This is a genomic window from Hymenobacter aerophilus DSM 13606 (genome assembly GCF_000382225.1).
Lineage (GTDB): Bacteria > Bacteroidota > Bacteroidia > Cytophagales > Hymenobacteraceae > Hymenobacter > Hymenobacter aerophilus.
Window position 1 is genome coordinate 44490 of sequence record NZ_KB907820.1, and the last position, 18751, is coordinate 63240.

14 protein-coding genes are annotated in these 18751 nt (G+C 61.2%); 8 read left to right on the forward strand and 6 right to left on the reverse strand.

Annotated elements, in window-relative coordinates:
• Positions 1 to 104 precede the first annotated feature (104 nt).
• Positions 105 to 1133, reverse strand: a complete 1029-nt coding sequence (locus H145_RS0114500) for an acyl-CoA reductase (protein ID WP_019948886.1) — start codon at positions 1131 to 1133, stop codon at positions 105 to 107.
• Positions 1134 to 1331: 198 nt separating this feature from the next.
• Between H145_RS0114500 and H145_RS0114505 the strand changes: the two genes are divergently transcribed.
• The 7 genes from H145_RS0114505 to H145_RS0114535 all read left to right on the forward strand — a co-directional run bounded on the left by H145_RS0114505 (position 1332) and on the right by H145_RS0114535 (position 13482).
• A complete protein-coding gene (locus H145_RS0114505; protein WP_019948887.1) occupies positions 1332 to 1682 on the forward strand; it encodes a 4Fe-4S binding protein in 351 nt (116 codons plus the stop codon).
• 233 nt (positions 1683 to 1915) lie between these two features.
• Complete coding sequence (locus H145_RS0114510; RefSeq protein WP_019948888.1) at positions 1916 to 4624, forward strand: valine--tRNA ligase; 2709 nt, start codon at positions 1916 to 1918, stop codon at positions 4622 to 4624.
• Positions 4625 to 4755: 131 nt separating this feature from the next.
• Complete coding sequence (locus tag H145_RS0114515) at positions 4756 to 6591, forward strand: tetratricopeptide repeat-containing sensor histidine kinase (RefSeq protein ID WP_019948889.1); 1836 nt, start codon at positions 4756 to 4758, stop codon at positions 6589 to 6591.
• A gap of 574 nt (positions 6592 to 7165) precedes the next feature.
• A complete protein-coding gene (locus H145_RS0114520) occupies positions 7166 to 8338 on the forward strand; it encodes a hypothetical protein (protein WP_019948890.1) in 1173 nt (390 codons plus the stop codon).
• 192 nt (positions 8339 to 8530) lie between these two features.
• Positions 8531 to 8710 (forward strand): ATP-binding protein, encoded by a 180-nt coding sequence (locus H145_RS0114525; protein ID WP_019948891.1) that lies wholly within the window; start codon positions 8531 to 8533, stop codon positions 8708 to 8710.
• A 92-nt stretch (positions 8711 to 8802) separates the two neighbouring features.
• Complete coding sequence (locus H145_RS0114530; protein WP_019948892.1) at positions 8803 to 10845, forward strand: S9 family peptidase; 2043 nt, start codon at positions 8803 to 8805, stop codon at positions 10843 to 10845.
• Between the two features lie 111 nt (positions 10846 to 10956).
• Positions 10957 to 13482 (forward strand): TonB-dependent receptor domain-containing protein, encoded by a 2526-nt coding sequence (locus H145_RS0114535; protein ID WP_019948893.1) that lies wholly within the window; start codon positions 10957 to 10959, stop codon positions 13480 to 13482.
• 108 nt (positions 13483 to 13590) lie between these two features.
• Here H145_RS0114535 and H145_RS0114540 read toward each other — a convergent pair whose 3' ends face one another.
• The 3 genes from H145_RS0114540 to H145_RS0114550 form a co-directional block, all read right to left on the reverse strand.
• Positions 13591 to 13794: a hypothetical protein gene (locus tag H145_RS0114540; RefSeq protein WP_019948894.1), complete on the reverse strand. Its 204-nt coding sequence runs from the start codon at positions 13792 to 13794 to the stop codon at positions 13591 to 13593.
• A 173-nt stretch (positions 13795 to 13967) separates the two neighbouring features.
• Positions 13968 to 15350, reverse strand: coding sequence for a dihydrolipoamide acetyltransferase family protein (locus H145_RS0114545; RefSeq protein ID WP_026351538.1), 1383 nt, complete (start codon positions 15348 to 15350; stop codon positions 13968 to 13970).
• 176 nt (positions 15351 to 15526) lie between these two features.
• Complete coding sequence (locus H145_RS0114550; RefSeq protein ID WP_019948896.1) at positions 15527 to 16777, reverse strand: competence/damage-inducible protein A; 1251 nt, start codon at positions 16775 to 16777, stop codon at positions 15527 to 15529.
• 211 nt (positions 16778 to 16988) lie between these two features.
• On the opposite strand from H145_RS0114550, the gene H145_RS0114555 reads away from it, so the two are divergent.
• Complete coding sequence (locus tag H145_RS0114555; RefSeq protein ID WP_051103009.1) at positions 16989 to 17756, forward strand: DUF4197 domain-containing protein; 768 nt, start codon at positions 16989 to 16991, stop codon at positions 17754 to 17756.
• A gap of 162 nt (positions 17757 to 17918) precedes the next feature.
• Here the strand turns inward: H145_RS0114555 and H145_RS0114560 are convergent, their stop codons facing one another.
• Entirely contained in the window at positions 17919 to 18284 is a 366-nt protein-coding gene (locus H145_RS0114560; RefSeq protein ID WP_019948898.1) for a hypothetical protein, read from the reverse strand.
• A 191-nt stretch (positions 18285 to 18475) separates the two neighbouring features.
• Positions 18476 to 18751, reverse strand: a 276-nt coding sequence (locus H145_RS0114565; protein WP_019948899.1) for an IS5/IS1182 family transposase, incomplete at its 5' end; no start/stop codon positions are given.

Sequence of the window (18751 nt, forward strand, 5' to 3'; positions counted from 1 at the left end):
TTAACGGTGATTTCGCTGATTTCTTTTAAAGCCAGTAGGGCGAAGCAGCTGCTTCGCCCTACTGGCCTTTTCGGTGAGTCTGCTTTAGCTCTATTAGGGTTGAATCAGCCTAAATCGGCCAGGAAGGCCATGGTGTCGATGCCGTCGGCGTAGTCGGCGAGGCCGGGGTGCTGGGCCTGCCCGAAGGCGAAGGAGCCCGCGTACTGCCCGCCGCCCGAGACGATGCACTGGGTCTGGGCCGCCACGTCGGTGAGCTGGTCGACGAGGTCGACTTCGGTGGCGTAGGTGCCGAAGTGCAGCACCGAGATGGGCGACACGAGCCGGGCGCTTTCAGTGAGCAGCAGAAAGCCCGAATCGAGGTGGGGCGCCGCGTTTACCAGCAGAATGCTCTTGTTGTAGTCGTAGTTGTTCTGATAGCGGTTGTGCTGCAGCACGTGCTGCCAGGGCTGCAGGGCATCGAGCAGCAGCGGAAAATCGTAGCCGACGGGCGCGTACACTTTGCTTACGTTGCGGCAGCCCAGGCCGTAATAGCGGAAAATATCCTCGCCCAGCAAGCCCAGCTCATGCGGCGTTTCGCGGCCCGTGAGCACGGCCAAGCTGGTGCGGTTGCGCCGGATGATGTGGGGCTTCTTGCTGAAATAATACTCGAAATAGCGGGCCGTGTTGTCGGAGCCGGTGGCAATGAAAGCGTCGGCGGCGTTCAGGCGCTCCACCAGCTGCACGGCTTCCGCGAAGCGGGGCTCCAGGGTGGTCAGCTCATTCAGAATCCAGCGCATGAGCACGGTATCGTCGGAGCTGAGCTTGGCCAGCAGCTGGTGGCCGCTAAGCAGCACGCACAGCGCATCGTGAAAGCCGACCAGCGGGATATTGCCGGCCATCACCACGCCTACCAGCCGCGGGGTTGGGTCGGGCTCGGGGCGGTAGCGGCCAGCCCAAAGGCGCAGGGGCTCCTGCTGCAGCATCTGGGCAATGCCTTCAATTGCAGCCCGCACATTGGGCGCATCAAACCAGGGATTGTTGTTGCGGGCGCGGGCACAAAGGTCGGCCAGTTCGTCGGCCTGAGCCGGGGAAAGCAAAGCGGTGAGGCGCTGGCCCAGGGCCACAAAAGCGGCCAGGCGGTCGGCGTGCATCATATATAGCAAGCTGAAAAGGCGAAGGAGAGGGGCAGCCGGAGCCGCCGCCGGATGAAAACAATATCGGTGGCCCGAAATTACATAGCATATACGTAGGGGTGTGCGGCGAATGCCTACTTTTGCCTTTTCGTATCCTGCCTGCGGCCGCTTACGTACCCTACGTACCCGATTTACTTTCCCTTCAAGACTCCCGAGGCTATGGCCATCATGATAACCGACGAGTGCATCAACTGTGGTGCCTGCGAACCGGAATGCCCCAACACCGCTATTTACGAGGGCGGCGCCGCCTGGCGCTGGGCCGACGGCACCAGCCTGAAAGACGTGCAGCTCGACGGCGGCCAAACCGTGTCGGGCGTAGCGCCCCAGACGCCGGTTTCCGACGAGTACTACTACATCGTATCGGATAAATGCACCGAGTGCGTGGGCTTCCACGAAGAGCCCCAGTGCGCCGCAGTTTGCCCCGTGGATTGCTGCGTAGATGACCCCGATTACCGCGAATCGCAGGAGAAACTGATTGCCAAGAAAGAGTGGCTCCATCAGGAAGCTTAGCCTACTTAGCGTAGCGAAAAGGCCTTTTGCGGCATTGTGGCGGTTATTGCCGTTGCGCCGCTTTTCTCAGCAAGCCCCTGGCATCCGCGTTGGTGCCGGGGGCTTGCTGCTTATGGAGACAACCGGTTTATGTCGGTAGCTCCATTTTGGAGCGGTGCGCCGGCCCCACTTTCGGCCCCGGCCCGAAATAGCTACTTTTGCGCCCGTATCCGCCCCCGAATTTTCCCCGACCGATGACCATCGCCAAAACCTATACCCCCGCCGACGTTGAAGCCAAATGGTACCAGCGCTGGCAGGAGCAGGGCTTTTTCAAAGCCAAGGCCAACCCTCGCAAGCAGCCCTACTCGGTCGTGATTCCGCCGCCCAACGTGACGGGCGTGCTGCACATGGGCCATATGCTCAACAATACCATTCAGGATGTGCTGGTGCGCCGGGCCCGGATGCAGGGCTTCGAGGCCTGCTGGGTGCCCGGCACCGACCACGCCTCCATTGCCACCGAGGCCAAAGTAGTGGCGCTGTTGAAAGAGCAGGGCATCGAGAAAAAAGACCTGACCCGCGAGCAATTCCTGGAGCACGCCTTCGCCTGGAAGGAAAAATATGGCGGCATCATTCTGGAGCAGCTCAAGCAGCTCGGCGCCTCCTGCGACTGGGACCGGACCCGCTTCACGATGGAGCCCAAACTGACCGAAGCGGTGCTGCGCGTGTTCGTGGATTTGCACCAAAAAGGCCTCATTTACCGCGGCGTACGCATGGTCAACTGGGACCCGCTGGGCCAAACCGCCCTGTCCGACGAGGAGGTCATCCCGAAAGACGTGATGGCCAAGATGTACTATTTGCGGTACGAGATAGTAGAAGCTGCAAGATTCAAGCCGCAAGCTGCAAGCGCAAAAGCTGCTGATCAGAACGAAAGCTTGCCGCTTGAAGCTGACAGCTTGCAGCTTATAATAGCTACTTCCCGCCCGGAAACCATTATGGCCGACGTGGCGGTGGCGGTGAACCCGAACGACCCGCGCTACCAGCACCTGATTGGGCAGAAAGTGCGGATTCCGCTGTTGGGGCGCGAGATTCCGGTGATTGGCGACGAGTACGTGACGATGGATTTCGGCACCGGGGCGCTGAAGGTGACGCCGGCCCACGACTTGAACGACTACGAGCTGGGCGTGAAGCACAACCTGCCCGTTATCGACATTCTGAACAACGACGGCACGCTCAACGACAAAGCCGTGCTCTACGTGGGCCAGGAGCGTTTCGCGGCCCGCCGCAACATTGTGAAGGACCTGGAAGAGGCCGGCCATTTGGTGAAGGTGGAGGAGTACGCCAGCATCGTGCAGACCTCGGAGCGCACCAAGGCCGTTATTGAGCCCCGGCTGAGCTTGCAGTGGTTCCTGAAAATGGAGCATCTGGCCAAGCCGGCCCTGGAGGTGGTGGAGAATGACACCGTGCAGCTGCATCCGGCCAAGTTCAAGAACACCTATCGGGTGTGGATGGAGAACGTGCGCGACTGGTGCATCTCGCGGCAACTGTGGTGGGGCCAGCAGATTCCGGCCTGGTACCTGCCCGACGGCACCTATGTGGTAGCCCTCACGCCCGAGGCCGCCCTGGAGCAGGCGCGCACCCAGACCGGCAACGAGAACCTGACGGCCGCCGACTTGCGCCAGGATGAGGACGTGCTCGATACCTGGTTTTCGTCGTGGCTGTGGCCGATTTCGGTGTTCGATGGGTTTGAGGACCCCGACAACGCCGACGTCAACTATTTCTACCCCACCAACGACCTCGTTACCGGCCCCGACATCCTGTTTTTCTGGGTGGCCCGCATGATTATGGCCGGCCTGGAATTCCGCAAGGAAGTGCCGTTTCGCCACGTGTACCTGACCGGTATCGTGCGCGACGCCCAGGGCCGCAAGATGAGCAAGCAGCTCGGCAACTCGCCCGACCCGCTCGACCTCATTGCCCAGTTCGGGGCCGACGGCGTGCGCACCGGCATGTTGTTCTCGGCCCCGGCCGGCAACGATTTGCTCTACGACGAGAAGCTCGTGGAGCAGGGCCGCAACTTCACCAACAAGCTCTGGAACGCCTTCCGCCTGACCAAAGGCTGGGAGGTGGATGCCGCGCTGCCCTTCGTGAACGACCGGGCCGTGGAGTGGTTTGGCGCCCGCCTGCAGGCCGCCGTGGCCGAGATGGACGAGCACTTCGAGAAGTTCCGGATTTCGGATGCGCTGATGACGGTGTACAAGCTGGTCTGGGACGACTTCTGCTCGGTTTACCTGGAGATGATCAAGCCCGCCTACCAGGCCCCCATCGACCCCGAAACCCTGCGCCACACCAACGCCTACCTCGAAACGCTGCTGCGGCTGCTGCACCCGTTCATGCCCTTCATCACGGAGGAGATCTGGCACGAGCTGGCCGAGCGCGGCCCCAAAGAGTACGTGTGCGTGGCCGCCTGGCCCAAGCCCCAACCCGTAGCCGACGCGCCCGCGCTGCTGGCCCGCATGGCCCAGGCGCTGGAAATCGTAGGCGGCGTGCGCACCATCCGCAACCAGAAAGGCCTGGGCCCCAACAAGCCCCTCACGCTGGCCGCCAAAACCACCGAATCCGCGCTGCAAATCCTGCTCACCGACTACGCCGGCATCATCCGCAAGCTGGCCGCCCTCACCGATATTTCGGTGGTTGAGGCGGCTCCGGCGGCGGCCGTGGGCTTCGTGGCGGGCGGGGCCGAATTCTTCGTGCCCCTGGAAGGCCAGATTGACCTCGGGGCCGAAAAGGAGCGCCTGACCAAAGAGCTGGAGTACGCCCAGGGCTTCCGCGACTCGGTGGGTAAGAAGCTGAGCAACGAGAAGTTCGTGGCCAATGCCAAGCCCGAGTTGGTAGCGCGCGAGCGGCAGAAGCTGGCCGACGCCGAAGCCCAGATTGCGGCCCTGCAGCAGCAGCTGACAGGGCTGTAAACCCGGGTGCTGCGGCGAGATATTCCGGCCGGTTGTTCATTGAACGACCGGCCGGCCTGTTTCAACCGGTATTGCGGGGGATTGAGCGAGCAAAATATTGGTCTATTGTAATAGTCCGATATCTTCGGGCAGTGAAGCGCTTTCTCCTCATTTGCTCGTTGTGTTGCCTGGGGCTGGCGGGGCCGGCCCGCGCGCTGGGCCCAACGGCGCAGGCCGATAGCCTGCTGCGGTTGCTCAACGCCTCGCGCCCCGATACCAGCCGGGTAAACCTGCTGATTCAGCTGGCCTGGGCCCGCACCGACGACAGCCCCGTAACGGCCATCCGGTACGGGCAACAGGGCCGCCAGCTGGCGCACCAGCTCCGGTTTTCGCGCGGTGAGTGCCGTACCCTGCTGATGCTGGGCTGGGCCTTCCTGCGCTCCGGCAACTACCCCACGGCCATACAGTCGATGCAGGCGGCGCGGCGGCTGGCCGAGCGCATCAACTACCGCGGCGGCCAGGTGCACGCCGACAACGGCATGGGCTACGCCCACCTGGAGCAGGGCAGCCCCCGGCTGGCGCTGCGCTACCTTTTCCGGGCCGTGCGCCGGGCCGAAGCCATTGGCGACAAGATGCTGCTGACGCCTATTCCGGGCAACATCGGCCAGGCCTACCTGCAGCTAAACAAGACTGACTCGGCCCGCCATTACATAGAGTGGGGCTACCGGCTCGATTTGGAGCAGCAGGACTGGCACAGCGAAATCGGCGACCTGGCCCTGCTGGGCGACGTAGCGATGCAGAGCGGCCAGCCGGAGCAGGCCCGCGCCTACTACCGGCGCTGCATCGAGCGGGCCGAGGGCCGGCCCATCTCGTACGCGCTGTGCCAGGCCTGGCTGGGGCTGGCCCGGCTGGCCCGCCAGCAAAATCAGCCAGTTCAGGCACTGGCCAATGCGCAGCGGGCGCTCGAAGCCAGCCAGCAGGGCGGCTACACCCGCGGAATCCTTATTGCCAGCGAGGCGCTGGCCAATCAGTATGAAGCCCGCGGCGACACGGCCCGCGCCTTTGCCCACCTGCGCCGGGCCAGCCAGACCAACGGCCGGCTGTTCAGCCTCAACCGCCTGGTGCAGGTGCAGGCGCTCGATTTTGGGGAACAGCTGCGGCGGCAGGAGCAGGGCGACGAGCGACGTCAGCAGCAGGCCCAGCAGCGGCAGAATCTGCTGTTGGGTAGCCTGCTGTTGCTGTTTATTAGCTCGGGGGTGGGTTACCTGCTCATCAGCCGGCAGCATTTGCGCCGCGAGGTGGCCCTGGTGCAGGAACGCCAGCAGCTGGAGCGCCGCTACGCCGCCGAAATTCTGCAGATTGAGGAAAAGGAGCGCCGCCGGGTGGGCGCCGACCTGCACGACGGCGTGGGCCAGCTGCTGTGTGCGGCCCACATGAACCTGGCCGCGCTGCAGCAACAGCTGGTCCCCGGCGAGCCGCAGCAACAGTCGCTGCTCGCCACGGCCGTCGCTACTATTGATGAGTCGGTGCGCGAAATCCGCAGCATTTCGCATGGGCTGGCGCCGGTGGCGCTGCTGGAGCGCGGGCTGGTGCCGGCGGCCCAGCAGCTGCTCGGCCGCCTGCGCTACTCGGCGCCCGGGCTGGCCGTGGAGTTGCATACGGTGGGGTTGCCCGCGCCGGGCCTGCCGGGGGCGGCGCAGGCGCTGGTGTACCGCATTCTGCAGGAAGCTGTGCAGAACGTGTTGCGCCATGCCCACGCCACCGAGCTTACGGTGCAGCTGCTGGGCACGGCCACCGACCTCACGGTGATGGTGGAGGACAACGGCCGGGGCTTCGCGAACAAAACCGAGGGCCTGGGCATGCACAACATCCGCCTGCGTGCCCGCTACCTCAATGCCGACCTGCAGCTCGATTCGGAGCCCGGCCGCGGCACCACGCTCACGCTGCGCGTACCGCTGGAAACCCCGGCCGCCACGCCGGCGGCGTAACTTGCGGGCCGGCGCGACGCCTAGCTATTCTGCCGGCTGCCACGGCTCACCCCGATTCTCTGCTATTTCTGTTGCTCTCATTGCGGCCATCAAAGCCCATGCCTTCGTCGCGCCCATCGGCACCCGAACCGATAATTACTACTGGCTCAACGAGCGCGAAAACCCGGCCGTTGCCAGCCGCCTTGACGCAGAAAACGTCGGCTACGATACCATGGCTCCATCTGGCTTTGCACGCTGGTCGCCAAGCAGTGCTTCGCGTTACTATCTTTGACTGTCCCCCGCCTTAGTCTGTAGTTCCCAACTTGAGCTAGTTATATGGCAGTTGCGTACGCAGTAGGTAAGCCGTAAAGACAGAACATTTTGTGTCTTCTTGTTGAATTTGCGTGCATGTAGCGGTTTCGCGAACCGTAGGTACCCGAAGTAGCATCATGTATTCACGTCTCATTATCTAACGAAACTGTGTAGGCAGTGCGGCCAACAAGACGCAAATCCGCGTCTATACATCAGATGGGTTACACCTTTCACGAAACCGCTATAGTTGTCTTAACGATGATTTAATTCCCTGATCCACCGTATGAAATTATTGTTTTTCTGCTCATTCTTAGTAATTTATTTGCTGATAAATACACTATTCTTGTATAAGTACGGACTTCGTTATGAAAGTATTTATATTTTTTATGTCTTGGTAATTTATAGTTGCGTAACAGGCGCTTTGCCATACCTCTTAAAAAAGATAAAATTTCCAAAAGTATCTTTCTTTTTGATTGCCGTATTAGTTTTTATAGTAATCCTGTTAATCAATCTTGCCGTTGATGGTAATAGTTTGAATGTAGACCGTTGGTCGGCCATGGATGTTTCGCTGGCGGCGCTGTTGCACGGTGAGTATCCTTACTCGGCAACAGATCATTTAAATGGGCGGAGCTCAAATTTACCCGCGCTTTTGTTGCTTGGACTGCCGGGCTATTTGTTGGGCGATGTTGGTTTCCTGCAATTGTTTTCTTTTGCGTTCTTTGTCTATATTCTGCTTCAAAGCCTGGAAACGTATCAGGCCCGGCTCCTGGGGTTGTTGCTGCTGGCAGGTTCGAGCGCCTGGCTGTGGGAGGTAGCGACTAAGAGCGACCTACTGAGTAATTTTATAGTTCTGCTGGGTTTCATCGTGTTATGGCAAAAAAAGAATGCCGGGCATATAGCGCAGCGGTCATTTCTGGTGGGAGGGCTTGCAGGCTTTATATTCTACACACGGCTGATTTCGTTTATTCCATTGGCAATTTTTTTATTTCAGGATTTTGTGCAGCTACCATTGCGCAAAAAACTGTCATTTATCACTGCATCTTTGGGCGTTATTACTGTGCTCACGCTGGTGGTATTTAAAAACTGCCCGAGCCTGGCCGTTTTCAAGGAAAACAATCCGTTTACGTTGCAAAACCGGCAGTTGCCTCTGCTGGTCAGCGCGGGTACGATGCTGCTGCCTTTGTTTTTCTCCCAGAGAAATATACCGCTACTTATGCTAACGCGGCGTTGTATTGTATTGATTCTGCTTCCCGTACTGCTCGCTTTTTTGTTTTCATGGCAGAAAAATGGTTTTCACAGCATTATTCACGAGTCGGCGTTTGATATTAGTTATTTCAATTTCGTAACCCCTTTCGTTATCTACTATCTGGCCCTTGCCTTCGAGCAGCATCTGGCGGCTACCGCCCAAGCGAGTCCGGTACCAATACAAACTTTACGTTTTCGTCGGTCCGTCTGAGCTTGGTGGACCGGGTATTTGCCTGCGTATCTGCTACATCCGGGGTGGGCCGCAAATGCGCCTGCATACGGCGGACCTGCCGGGGAAAGGGCCAATAATGGTAATTTAGACCCTTGTGTCCCGCATTCAGCAGAAGGCCGTGCAGAATATGCTGTGCCACGCCGAAGTTACAGAACTGACCTGACGCTGATAGTGGAGAGCGACGTCGGCAGCTTCGGTCTGAAGCGAATTGAGGGCCTGGGCATGCACAACATCCGCCTGCGGGCCCGCTACCTCAATGCCGACCTGCAGCTTGATTCGGAGCCCGGCCGCGGCACCACGCTCACGCTGCGCGTACCGCTGGAAGCGCCAGCCGCCACGCCGGCGGCGTAACTTGCGGACGGCCCCGGCAGTTTACTGCGGACCGGCACCTTGCGCTGCCCCAGGGGCGGCCGGGTACTTCATCACAACCGACTTTCCTGCATATGTCTCAGCCTCCTATTGCGGCCGTTAAGGCCCACGCCCTCGTGTCGCCCTTCGGCACCCGCACCGACAATTACTACTGGCTCAATGAGCGCGACAACCCCGAGGTGCTCGACTATCTGAAGGCCGAAAACGCTTACTTCGATGCGCAGATGGCTCCGGCCAAAGACCTGGAGGAGCGGCTGTTTCAGGAGATGAAGGGCCGGATTCGGGAGCAGGACGAGTCGGTGCCCTACCGCGACAATGGCTATTTCTACTACGTGCGCTTTGTGGAGGGCGGCGAATACCCGGTGTACTGCCGCAAGCCGGGCAGTCTGGAAGCCGAGGAAGAAGTGCTGCTTGATGGCAACGCGCTCAGCGAGGGCCACGACTACTACCACATCGGGGGCCTGGAGGTGAGCGATGACAACCAAACGCTGGCTTACTCGGAGGACACCGTGAGCCGGCGCCTGTACACGCTGCGCTTCCGCAACCTGCAAACCGGCCAGCTCTACCCCGAGGCCCTGGCCAATACCAGCGGCAACGCCGTGTGGGCTACCGACAACCAGACCGTTTTCTACACCCGCAAAGACCCCGACACGCTGCTCGACTACCAGCTCTGGCGCCACACGCTGGGCACCGACCAAGCCACCGACGAGTTGGTGTACGAGGAAACCGACGCGGCCTTTTACCTGCACGTGCACCGCTCCAAATCGCGCGAGTACGTGTTTTTGAGCATCGGGAGCACCATGTCGGCGGAGGTGCGCTACCTGCGGGCCGATGCGCCGCGGGCGGAGCTGCAGGTATTGCTGGCCCGCGAGGACGACCACCTCTACGAAGTCGAGCACTTCGGGCCCGATTTCTACGTGCTTTCCAACGACCACGCGCCTAATTTCCAGTTGCTGAAAACGCCCGTTGATGACACGGCCAAATCGGCCTGGCAAGTGGTGGTGCCGCACCGTGACGACGTGTTTCTGGAGAACATGGAGCTGTTTCGGGAGTACCTGGTGCTGGGCGAGCGGCAGGAGGGGCTGCTTCGGCTGCGCGTGATGCGCTGGGCCGATGGGCAGGAGCACTACCTGCCGTTTGGCGAGCCCACCTACACGGCCGCCATCAGCATCAACCCCGAGTTCGATACGCCGGTGCTGCGCTACGCCTACTCTTCGCTCACCACGCCCGCTTCGGTGTACGATTACGATATGGCCACCCACGCCAAAACCCTGCTTAAGGAGCAGGCGGTGCTGGGCGGCTTTAGCAAGGAAAACTACGTAACCGAGCGCCAATACGCCCCGGCCGCCGACGGCACGCTGATTCCGCTGTCGATTGTGTACCGCAAAGGCTTCGAGAAAAACGGGCAGGCGCCGCTGCTGCAGTACGCCTACGGCTCGTACGGCCTCTCGATGGACGCCACCTTCAGCACGACCCGCCTGAGCCTGCTTGACCGAGGCTTTGCCTACGTGATTTGCCACATCCGGGGCGGGCAGGAGCTGGGCCGGCAGTGGTACGAGGGCGGCAAGAAGCTGGAGAAGATGAACACCTTCACCGATTTCACCGACTGCTCGAAGTTCCTGATTGCCCAGCGCTACACCTCGGCCGACCGGCTGTTTGCCATGGGCGGCTCGGCCGGGGGCCTGCTGATGGGCGCCGTGCTCAACCAAGCGCCCGAGCTGTACAAAGGCGTGGTGGCCGCCGTGCCCTTCGTGGACGTGGTGACGACCATGCTCGATGAAACCATTCCGCTGACCACCGGCGAGTACGACGAGTGGGGTAACCCCAACCAGCAGGAGTTCTACAACTACATGCTCTCGTATTCGCCCTACGACAACGTGCGCGCTCAGGCCTACCCCAACCTGCTCGTAACCACTGGCCTGCACGACTCGCAGGTGCAGTATTTCGAGCCCGCCAAGTGGGTAGCCAAGCTGCGGGCCACCAAAACCGACCACAACCTGTTGCTGTTGCACACCGACCTGAGCGCGGGCCACGGCGGCGCCTCGGGCCGCTTCCAGAGCCTGCGCGACACAGCCCGCCACTACGCCTTTTTGCTCATGCTGCTGGGCGAGCGGTAGGAGCGGGGGCTTTTTCTTGCTGACTTTTGCTTGCGCGTGCCACTTGCGGCGCAAAGTTGCGTCTGTGTCTCAGGCCTCCGGATTTTGCGGTGGTCGTATTTAAATTCCAGAATGAAGAAGTACGCATTGCTGCTGGCCCTGAGCGGTTCGGCAGTTACGGGGCTAGCCCAGGCCCCCGCCGGCTCCGGCCGGCCCGCCGGCCAGATGCAGGCCGAGCCCGGCAACGGCCGCGTGACCGGCACCATCCTCGACGCCGGCACCAAACAGCCCGTGCCCTACGCCACGGTGGTGCTGCTGAGCCCCGCCACCGGCAAGCCCGCCGATGGCACTTCGGCCGATGAGAACGGCAAATTCAGCATTCCGCGGCTGCGGGCCGGCACTTACACGCTGCAGGTCAGCTTCATCGGCTACAAGAATTTTGAGAAGCCCGGCGTGGTGATTACCGAGGCGGGCAACGTGCTCAACCTGGGCAGCATCGGCATCGAAAGCACGGCCCAGGCCCTGAAGGAAGTGGTGGTGGAAGGCCAGCGCGCCCTGATTGAGGAGAAAGTAGACCGCACGGTGTACAACGCCGAAAAGGACGAAACCACCCGCGGCGGCGACGCCACCGACGTGCTGCGCCGCGTGCCCCTGCTCAGCGTCGACCTCGACGGCAACGTGAGCCTGCGCGGCTCCAGCAACATCCGGGTGCTCATCAACAACCGCCCCAGCACCATCTCGGCCAGCAGCATCGCCGACGCGCTCAAGCAGATTCCGGCCGACCAGATTAAGAGCGTGGAGGTGATTACCTCGCCCTCGGCCAAGTACGATGCCGAAGGCTCGGGTGGCATCATCAACATCGTCACCAAGCAAAACAACCTGCGCGGCTTCACGCTCGATACGCGCATCAGCGCCGGCTCGCGCAGCAGCAACCTGGGCCTGAGCGCGGCCTACCGCACCGGCAAAATGGGCTTCTCGTTCAATGCCGGGGGGCGCGGTCAGTACAACACGCCCGGCCGCTTCGATAACGAGCAGCTCAGCTACGAGCTGCCCGCCAACAACGACCCCGCCAACCGCACGGCCGTCAGCCGCTCGGTGCAGCAGGCCGATACGCGCCAGAGCGGGGTGTTCGCACGCTACTCGCTGGGCTGGGACTACGACATCAACAAGTACAACTTTCTGGCCGCCTCGGTGCAGGTTGGCCAGCGCGACGGCACCAGCTACCAGGACGATTTGCGCTCGACGACCACGTTTTTCGACGCTGCCCGCACCCCGACTACTAGCCTGCGCGACGTGAAGGTGCTCGATAACTCGATTACACTGGATGCCTCGCTCAGCTACACGCGCACCTTCGAGAAGCCGCGCCAGGAGTTCAGCGTGCTGGGCCAGTACAGCCGCAACGTGCGCACCAACAACTTCACCAACGCCATCCGGGAGGGACAGGGGGCGGGCGACTTCCTGCGCAACATCAACGACAGCTACAACGAAGAGTACACGCTGCAGGCTGACTACATAACGCCCATCAAGGAAAACCAGGTGCTGGAATTCGGGGCCAAGGACATCATCCGGCGCGTGAACAGTGACTATACCACGCTGGAAAACGGGGTGCCCCAGGCGGGCCGGGGGCTTTCGAACGTCTTCACTTACGACCAGAACGTGGCCGCTGCTTACGCCGCTTACACGGCCACGCTGCTGAAAAACTACACCTTCAAGCCCGGCGTCCGCTACGAGTACACCACCATCAATGCCAACTTCGCAAAAGGCGAGGAAGCCTCTATCCCCTCGTACAGTGTGCTGGTGCCCAGCCTGAACCTCTCGCGCAAGCTGGCCAACGGCAACCTAGTGAAGGCGGCCTACAACCGCCGGATTCAGCGGCCGTCGCTCCAGTTTCTCAACCCCAACCGCCAGGCTTCCAACCCGCTGCTTGTAACGGTTGGTAACCCCCAGTTGAAGCCGGAGAAAACCAACAACTACGAGCTTGCTTATAACACCTTCATCAAGCAGACCTCGCTTAACTTTTCAGTTTTCGCGCGCAACACCACCGGCTCCATCCAGTCGGTACGCAGCACCAACCTCGATACCGTTAAAACCACGTACGCCAACATCGGCACCGAAAACGCCTATGGCGGCAGCCTGAGCGCCAACGTCAACATCAACAAGAAGTTCACGCTCAGCGGCGGCACCGACGTGTACTATGCGGTGCTCGACAACAACTCGCCCAACCCCGAGCTGGCGGCCCGCAATACCGGCGTGGTAGCCAGCGGCCGCCTGATTGCCAGCTACACCTTCGACAGCGGCTGGGGCTTCCAGAGCTTCGCCTTCTACCGCGGGCGGCAGGTGCAGCTGCAGGGCACTCAGGGCGGTTTCGGCATTTACAGCCTGAGCCTGAAGAAGGACTTCGCCGAAAAGCGCGGCTCGTTCGGCATCGGCGCCGACAACTTCTTTACGCCCGAATTCAAAATCCGCAGCCGCATCGAGTCGCCGGTGCTCGACCAGAATAGCGTGAACGTGCTGCGCCGGGCCGGCATCCGCGTCAACCTGAGCTACCGCATCGGCAAGCTCACCACCGAGCAGCGCCCCCGCCGCCGCCGCGCCATCAGCAACGACGACCTGAAGGAAGGCGGCAGCAGCACCCCCGACGCCGGCGGCCAGCAGTAAGGTGATTTGGTGAGATGGTGATTTGGTGAGTTGATGTTTGGGGAATCCTGGCGGCGCTATCTGCGCAATCAGGCCCCTGAAACGTCAACTCACCATTCCACCATCTCGCTATTTCTCCTTAAGGCTATCGGGCACGGGGCCGCGCTTGAGTTGGCTGAGCTTGTTCTGGAGCTGGAAGGTGACAATTTCGCAGTCGTGGAACTTCTGCTCGGCCTGTTTCAGCGCGGTTTCGGTGTTGTTCAGGCGCTGGTAAAGGAACAGAATGAGGCCCAGTGCAATCAGCAACGCCGCCAAGGGCAGGTATTTTTTCATGAGGAAAGTTTACGAGTAAAAGGCCAGAGGTCAGGTTAGCCCTAATGCCCAAGCACAACAACACTCAAAAGTAGGCTCTGACCATTAAAAAGGCCCCGTCGTATAACCACGACGGGGCCTTTCGCATACATTCTAAGCTCTAAGCTCTAAGCTCTAAGCTCTAAGCTCTAAGCTTAAATGCTCGTGTTGGGGTCGAACTGCTCCAGGTAATCGGCCACGCGGCGCACGAACATGCCGCCGAGCGAGCCGTCGACCACGCGGTGGTCGTAGCTGTGGCTCAGGAACATGAAGTGGCGCACGCCAATCAGGTCGCCCTGGGGCGTTTCAATCACGGCGGGCTTCTTCTTGATGGCACCCACGGCCATGATGGCTACCTGGGGCTGCATGATGATGGGCGTGCCCATCACGTTGCCAAACGAGCCGACGTTGGACACGGTGTAGGTGCCGCCTTCCAGGTCTTCGGGCTTGAGCTTGTTCTGGCGGGCGCGGTTGGCCAGGTCGTTCAGCTTCTTGCTCAGGCCATTGAGGTTGAGCTGGTCGGCGTTGTGAATCACAGGCACGATGAGGTTGCCCGAGGGCAGGGCCACGGCCACGCCGATGTTGATGTCGCGCTTCTTGATGATGTAGTCGCCATCAATAGAAACGTTGATGAGCGGGAAATCCTGGATGGCGCGGGCAATAGCCTGGATGAAGATGGGCGTGAAGGTCAGGTTCTCGCCTTCGCGCTTCTTGTAGGCATCCTTGTGCTTATTGCGCCAGTTCACGATGTCGGTCACGTCGGCCTCCACGAAGCTCGTCACGTGGGGCGAAATGCGCTTCGAGTCCACCATGCGCTGGGCAATCATCTTGCGCATGCGGTCCATCTCAATCAGCTCCTGCCCACCGCTGATGGAAGGCACGGCCTTGGCGGTTGCAGCGGCAGGTTTTGCCGCAGCGGGCTGCGCGGCCGGGGCCGGAGCGGCCGCCTGAGGCTGCGCAGCGGGGGCGCTGGCAGCAGCAGGGGCCGAGGCGGCCTGCGGGGCCAGGGCCTGCTTGCCGTTGGCTACGTAGTCGAGGATATCCTTTTTCGTCACGCGGCCCTCGTTGCCCGTACCGGGCAGATACTCCAGGTCGCTCATGCTGATGCCTTCCTCGCGGGCGATGCTGAGCACCAGCGGCGAGTAAAAGCGGCCGGCCTGGGGCTGGGCCGTGCCAGCGGCCGGAGTTGTTTCGGCGGGTACGTGGGGCACCTGGGCGGCGGCCGTAGCGGCGCCGTTGTCGGAGGCAGCAGGGGCAGCCGGAGCCGCGACGGGGGCCGAAGCGCCGGCGTTGGCGGCGTCGGTTTCAATCACGGCGATGGGGGCGCCAACGGCTACTACCTGGCCTTCTTCCACCAGAATCTCCTGCAGAATGCCCGCGTGCAGGGCCGGCACTTCGGTATCAACCTTGTCGGTGGCCACTTCCAGCACCGATTCGTCCTGCTCGATGGCGTCGCCAACTTGTTTGAGCCATTTGAGAACGGTGCCTTCCATGATGGATTCGCCCATCTTGGGCATCGTCATTTCCATTCGTGCCATGCGGTCGGGGTAATATAAAGGTGGGTGGGGTGGGGGTATGGTGGTGCAAAGGTAACCAGACAAGGTGAGATGGTGAGATGGCGAAATGGTGAGTTGATGTTTTGGGGCCCCAATGGCGCCACTTGCGCTACCAGCACCGTTGAACATCAAACTCACCATCTCTCTATTTCACCATCTCACCTTTCCTCCGGCAAGCTCAGGCGCAGCAGATTTAGGGCGGTGGTGGCGGTGAACTCCAGGTTTAGCTGGCGGCCCCGGTCGAAGCTGATTTGCTTGGTGACGGTGCGGTGGGCGTCGGCGTAAGCTACGCAGATGGTGCCTACGGGTTTGGTGGGCGTGCCGCCGTCGGGGCCGGCAATGCCGCTGGTAGCCAGGGCCACATCCACGCCCAGGCGGCGGCGCAGGCCCTCGGCCATTTCGGCCACTACGGCTTCGCTCACGGCGCCGTGGGCGGCCAGGGTTTCGGGCTTTACGCCCAGTTCCCGCATTTTCAGCTCATTCGAGTAGGCTACGATGCTGCCCTGGTAGTAGCGTGAGGCGCCCGGTATGCCGGTGAGGCGGTGGGCCAGCAGGCCGCCGGTGCAGCTTTCGGCCGTGCCCACCGTCAGGCCGCGCTCCAGCAAAAGCTGGCCCACGGCTTCTTCCAGCTTAATTTCGCCCTCGGCAAAGATGTGGGTGCCCAGCAGGCGGCGCAGCTCGGGCAGCAGCGCTTCCATGCGGGCCCGCAGGTCGGGCTGGCCGTCGTCGTGGCCCGTGAGGCGCAGGCGCACGCCGCCCAGGTAGGGCAGGTAGGCCAGCTTCACGTAGGGCGGCAGCGCATTTTCCCAGTCCTCGATCTGCTGGGCCAGGAACGACTCGCCCAGGCCCACCGTCTGCATTATCAGGTGCTCGATGGCGGGCGTCTGGAAGTAGGAGCGCAGGCGCGGCAGCACCTCGTGGCTCATCAGGTACTTCATCTCGTGGGGCACGCCGGGCATGCTCACGAACACCACGCCGCCATCCTCGAACCACATGCCGGGCGCCGTGCCCACGGCGTTGTGCAGCACCTGGCAATTGACCGGCACCAGCGCCTGCTGGCGGTTTACCTCCAGCATGGGCCGGTTGTAGCGGGCAAAAATGCCCTCCACGTGGCGCAGCACGTTTTCGTTCATTACCAACTCACTACCGAAGTAGCGGGCCAGCACGTGCTTGGTGAGGTCGTCTTTGGTAGGGCCCAGGCCGCCGGTCATCAGCACCACACGGGCCCGCTGCCGGGCCTGGTCGAGGGTGGCCACAATTTCATCGGCCCGGTCGGAAACGCTTGTAATCTGGCGCACCCGCAGGCCCAGCTTGCCCAGCTCCTGGCCCATAAAGGCCGAATTCGTGTCGATAACCTGCCCGTAGAGCAGCTCATCGCCAATGGTCATAATCTCAACGTCGGGCACCATAAAGCGAAGTCAAAGGGAAAAGTCAAAAGTAAAAGCGCCGGGTGGCCCGGCGAAGGTAGCGGCGAAACCTAACTTGGGCGCTTACCCCCGAGGAGTTAAAGCGTTCAGGTTGGGCTGCGGTTTTCCTTTTGACTTTTTCTGTTTGACTTTTGACTTTCTGTTTTGGTCCGGTTTGTGTCTTACGGGCCGCAAAACTGCTTTTCCCGCTCTCATGAACTACTCCCGTTTACTTTTGCTGCCCGCCGCGGCCCTTTCGTTGAGCCTGAACTCGTGCGCTCAGGGCAGTTTCTCACAGGTGGGCAGCCAGGTTGGCAGCATCATCAGCAGCCTGCCCGCCCCGCCGCGCTCCGGTACATCCGCCGGCCCCGGCAACCTGAGCGCCGACGAGGCCGCCCGGGGTCTCAAGGAAGCCCTGTCTATCGGCATCGGTAAGGGCGCAGACCAGGCCTCCAAAACCGATGGCTTCTACCTCAACCGCCTCATCCGCATCCCGTTCCCGCCCGATGCGCAGCGCGTCGCCACCACGCTCCGCAGCCTGGGCCTGGGCAGTCAGGTGGATAAGTTTGAACTGACGCTCAACCGCGGGGCCGAACAGGCCGCCCAGAGCGCCAAGCCCATCTTCCTGACGGCCATCAAAAACCTCACTTTCAAAGACGTCTGGGGCATCCTGACCGGCGAGAAGGACGCCGCCACCAACTACCTGCGGCGCACCACCACCGAGCAGCTCACCACCGCGTTCCGCCCCATCGTGCAGCGCAGCCTCGATCAGGTGGGCGCCACCAAATACTACACCGACCTGACGACCCGCTACAACCGCATCCCGCTGGTAACGCCCGTCCAGACCGACCTCAACCAGTACGCCACCGGCAAGGCCATCGACGGCCTGTTTACGCTCGTGGCCCAGGAAGAAGCCAACATCCGCGAAAACCCCGTCGCCCGTACCACCGAGCTACTCCGCCGCGTTTTCGGCCGCGGGTAGTGTGCGGATAGGTTAATGTAAAAAGTTGTCATTCTGAGCAAAGCGAAGGACCTTACCAAGTTAGAACGAGTCGTTACTACCGTCGTTCTAACTTGGTAAGGTCCTTCGCTTTGCTCAGGATGACAGGCGCATTTCAGCCAGCCCATCTAACTCCTAGCCAGCTTAATAATCGTCGTAGTCGGAGTTGCGGCCGCTGTTGCGCGACGAGCCGGCCGAGCCGTATTCGTCGGTGTCGTCGTCGGAGAAGTCGTTGTCGTCCAGTTCGTCGAGCGAGGTGAACTTGCCGCCGCTTTCGGGGTCGTTGCCGGCCTCGGCCTCTTCGAACTCGTCTTCGCTCATGCTGGCCAGATCCAGCGCCTCATCGTGCGAGGAGCCGGTATCGCGCCACATCAGGTAGTCGGCGTACTTGGCCGCGAGGCGCTCCTCGGCCGAGCCGTGGGTTTTGCTGCCGCCGGCCTTGGCAAAGTTATCCAGGGCATCGTCGTCGCCAAAAAGGTCGTCGTCGTCGAAGTCGTCGTGCTGTGTCATGGCCTTGTCAGGGGCGGTAAAAGGTGAAACGGGTTGCGTGGCAAAGATACACGACGGAACCTTGTCAAGTTCCATGCGGCCTTCCAATTCAGGCTACCAAAAGCCACCTAGCGGGCCGCCTGGGCTATAGTCTACCGCGTCTGACTATCCGAAAAAGTAAGCCGACGATAAATCTCCGTTAGGAGCTGTTCTCAATTAAGGTAGAGCGTGATAACTCGTAGACAGATAAAGGAGTCAAACGTGCGGTCCAGCTTATCGTAGCGGGTGGCTAAGCGTCTAAATTGCTTCATTTTGCTGAACGTCTGCTCAATGTGGTGTCGCTGCCGATAGGCCACTGGGTCGAAATGAGGCATGTTCTTGCGCCGTGGATTCGGCTTAATGACCGCCTTGGCTCCTGCCTGCGCTATCAGGGCCCGCAACGCATCACTGTCGTAGGCCGCATCGGCCACTACTTCTTGCCCCGCATC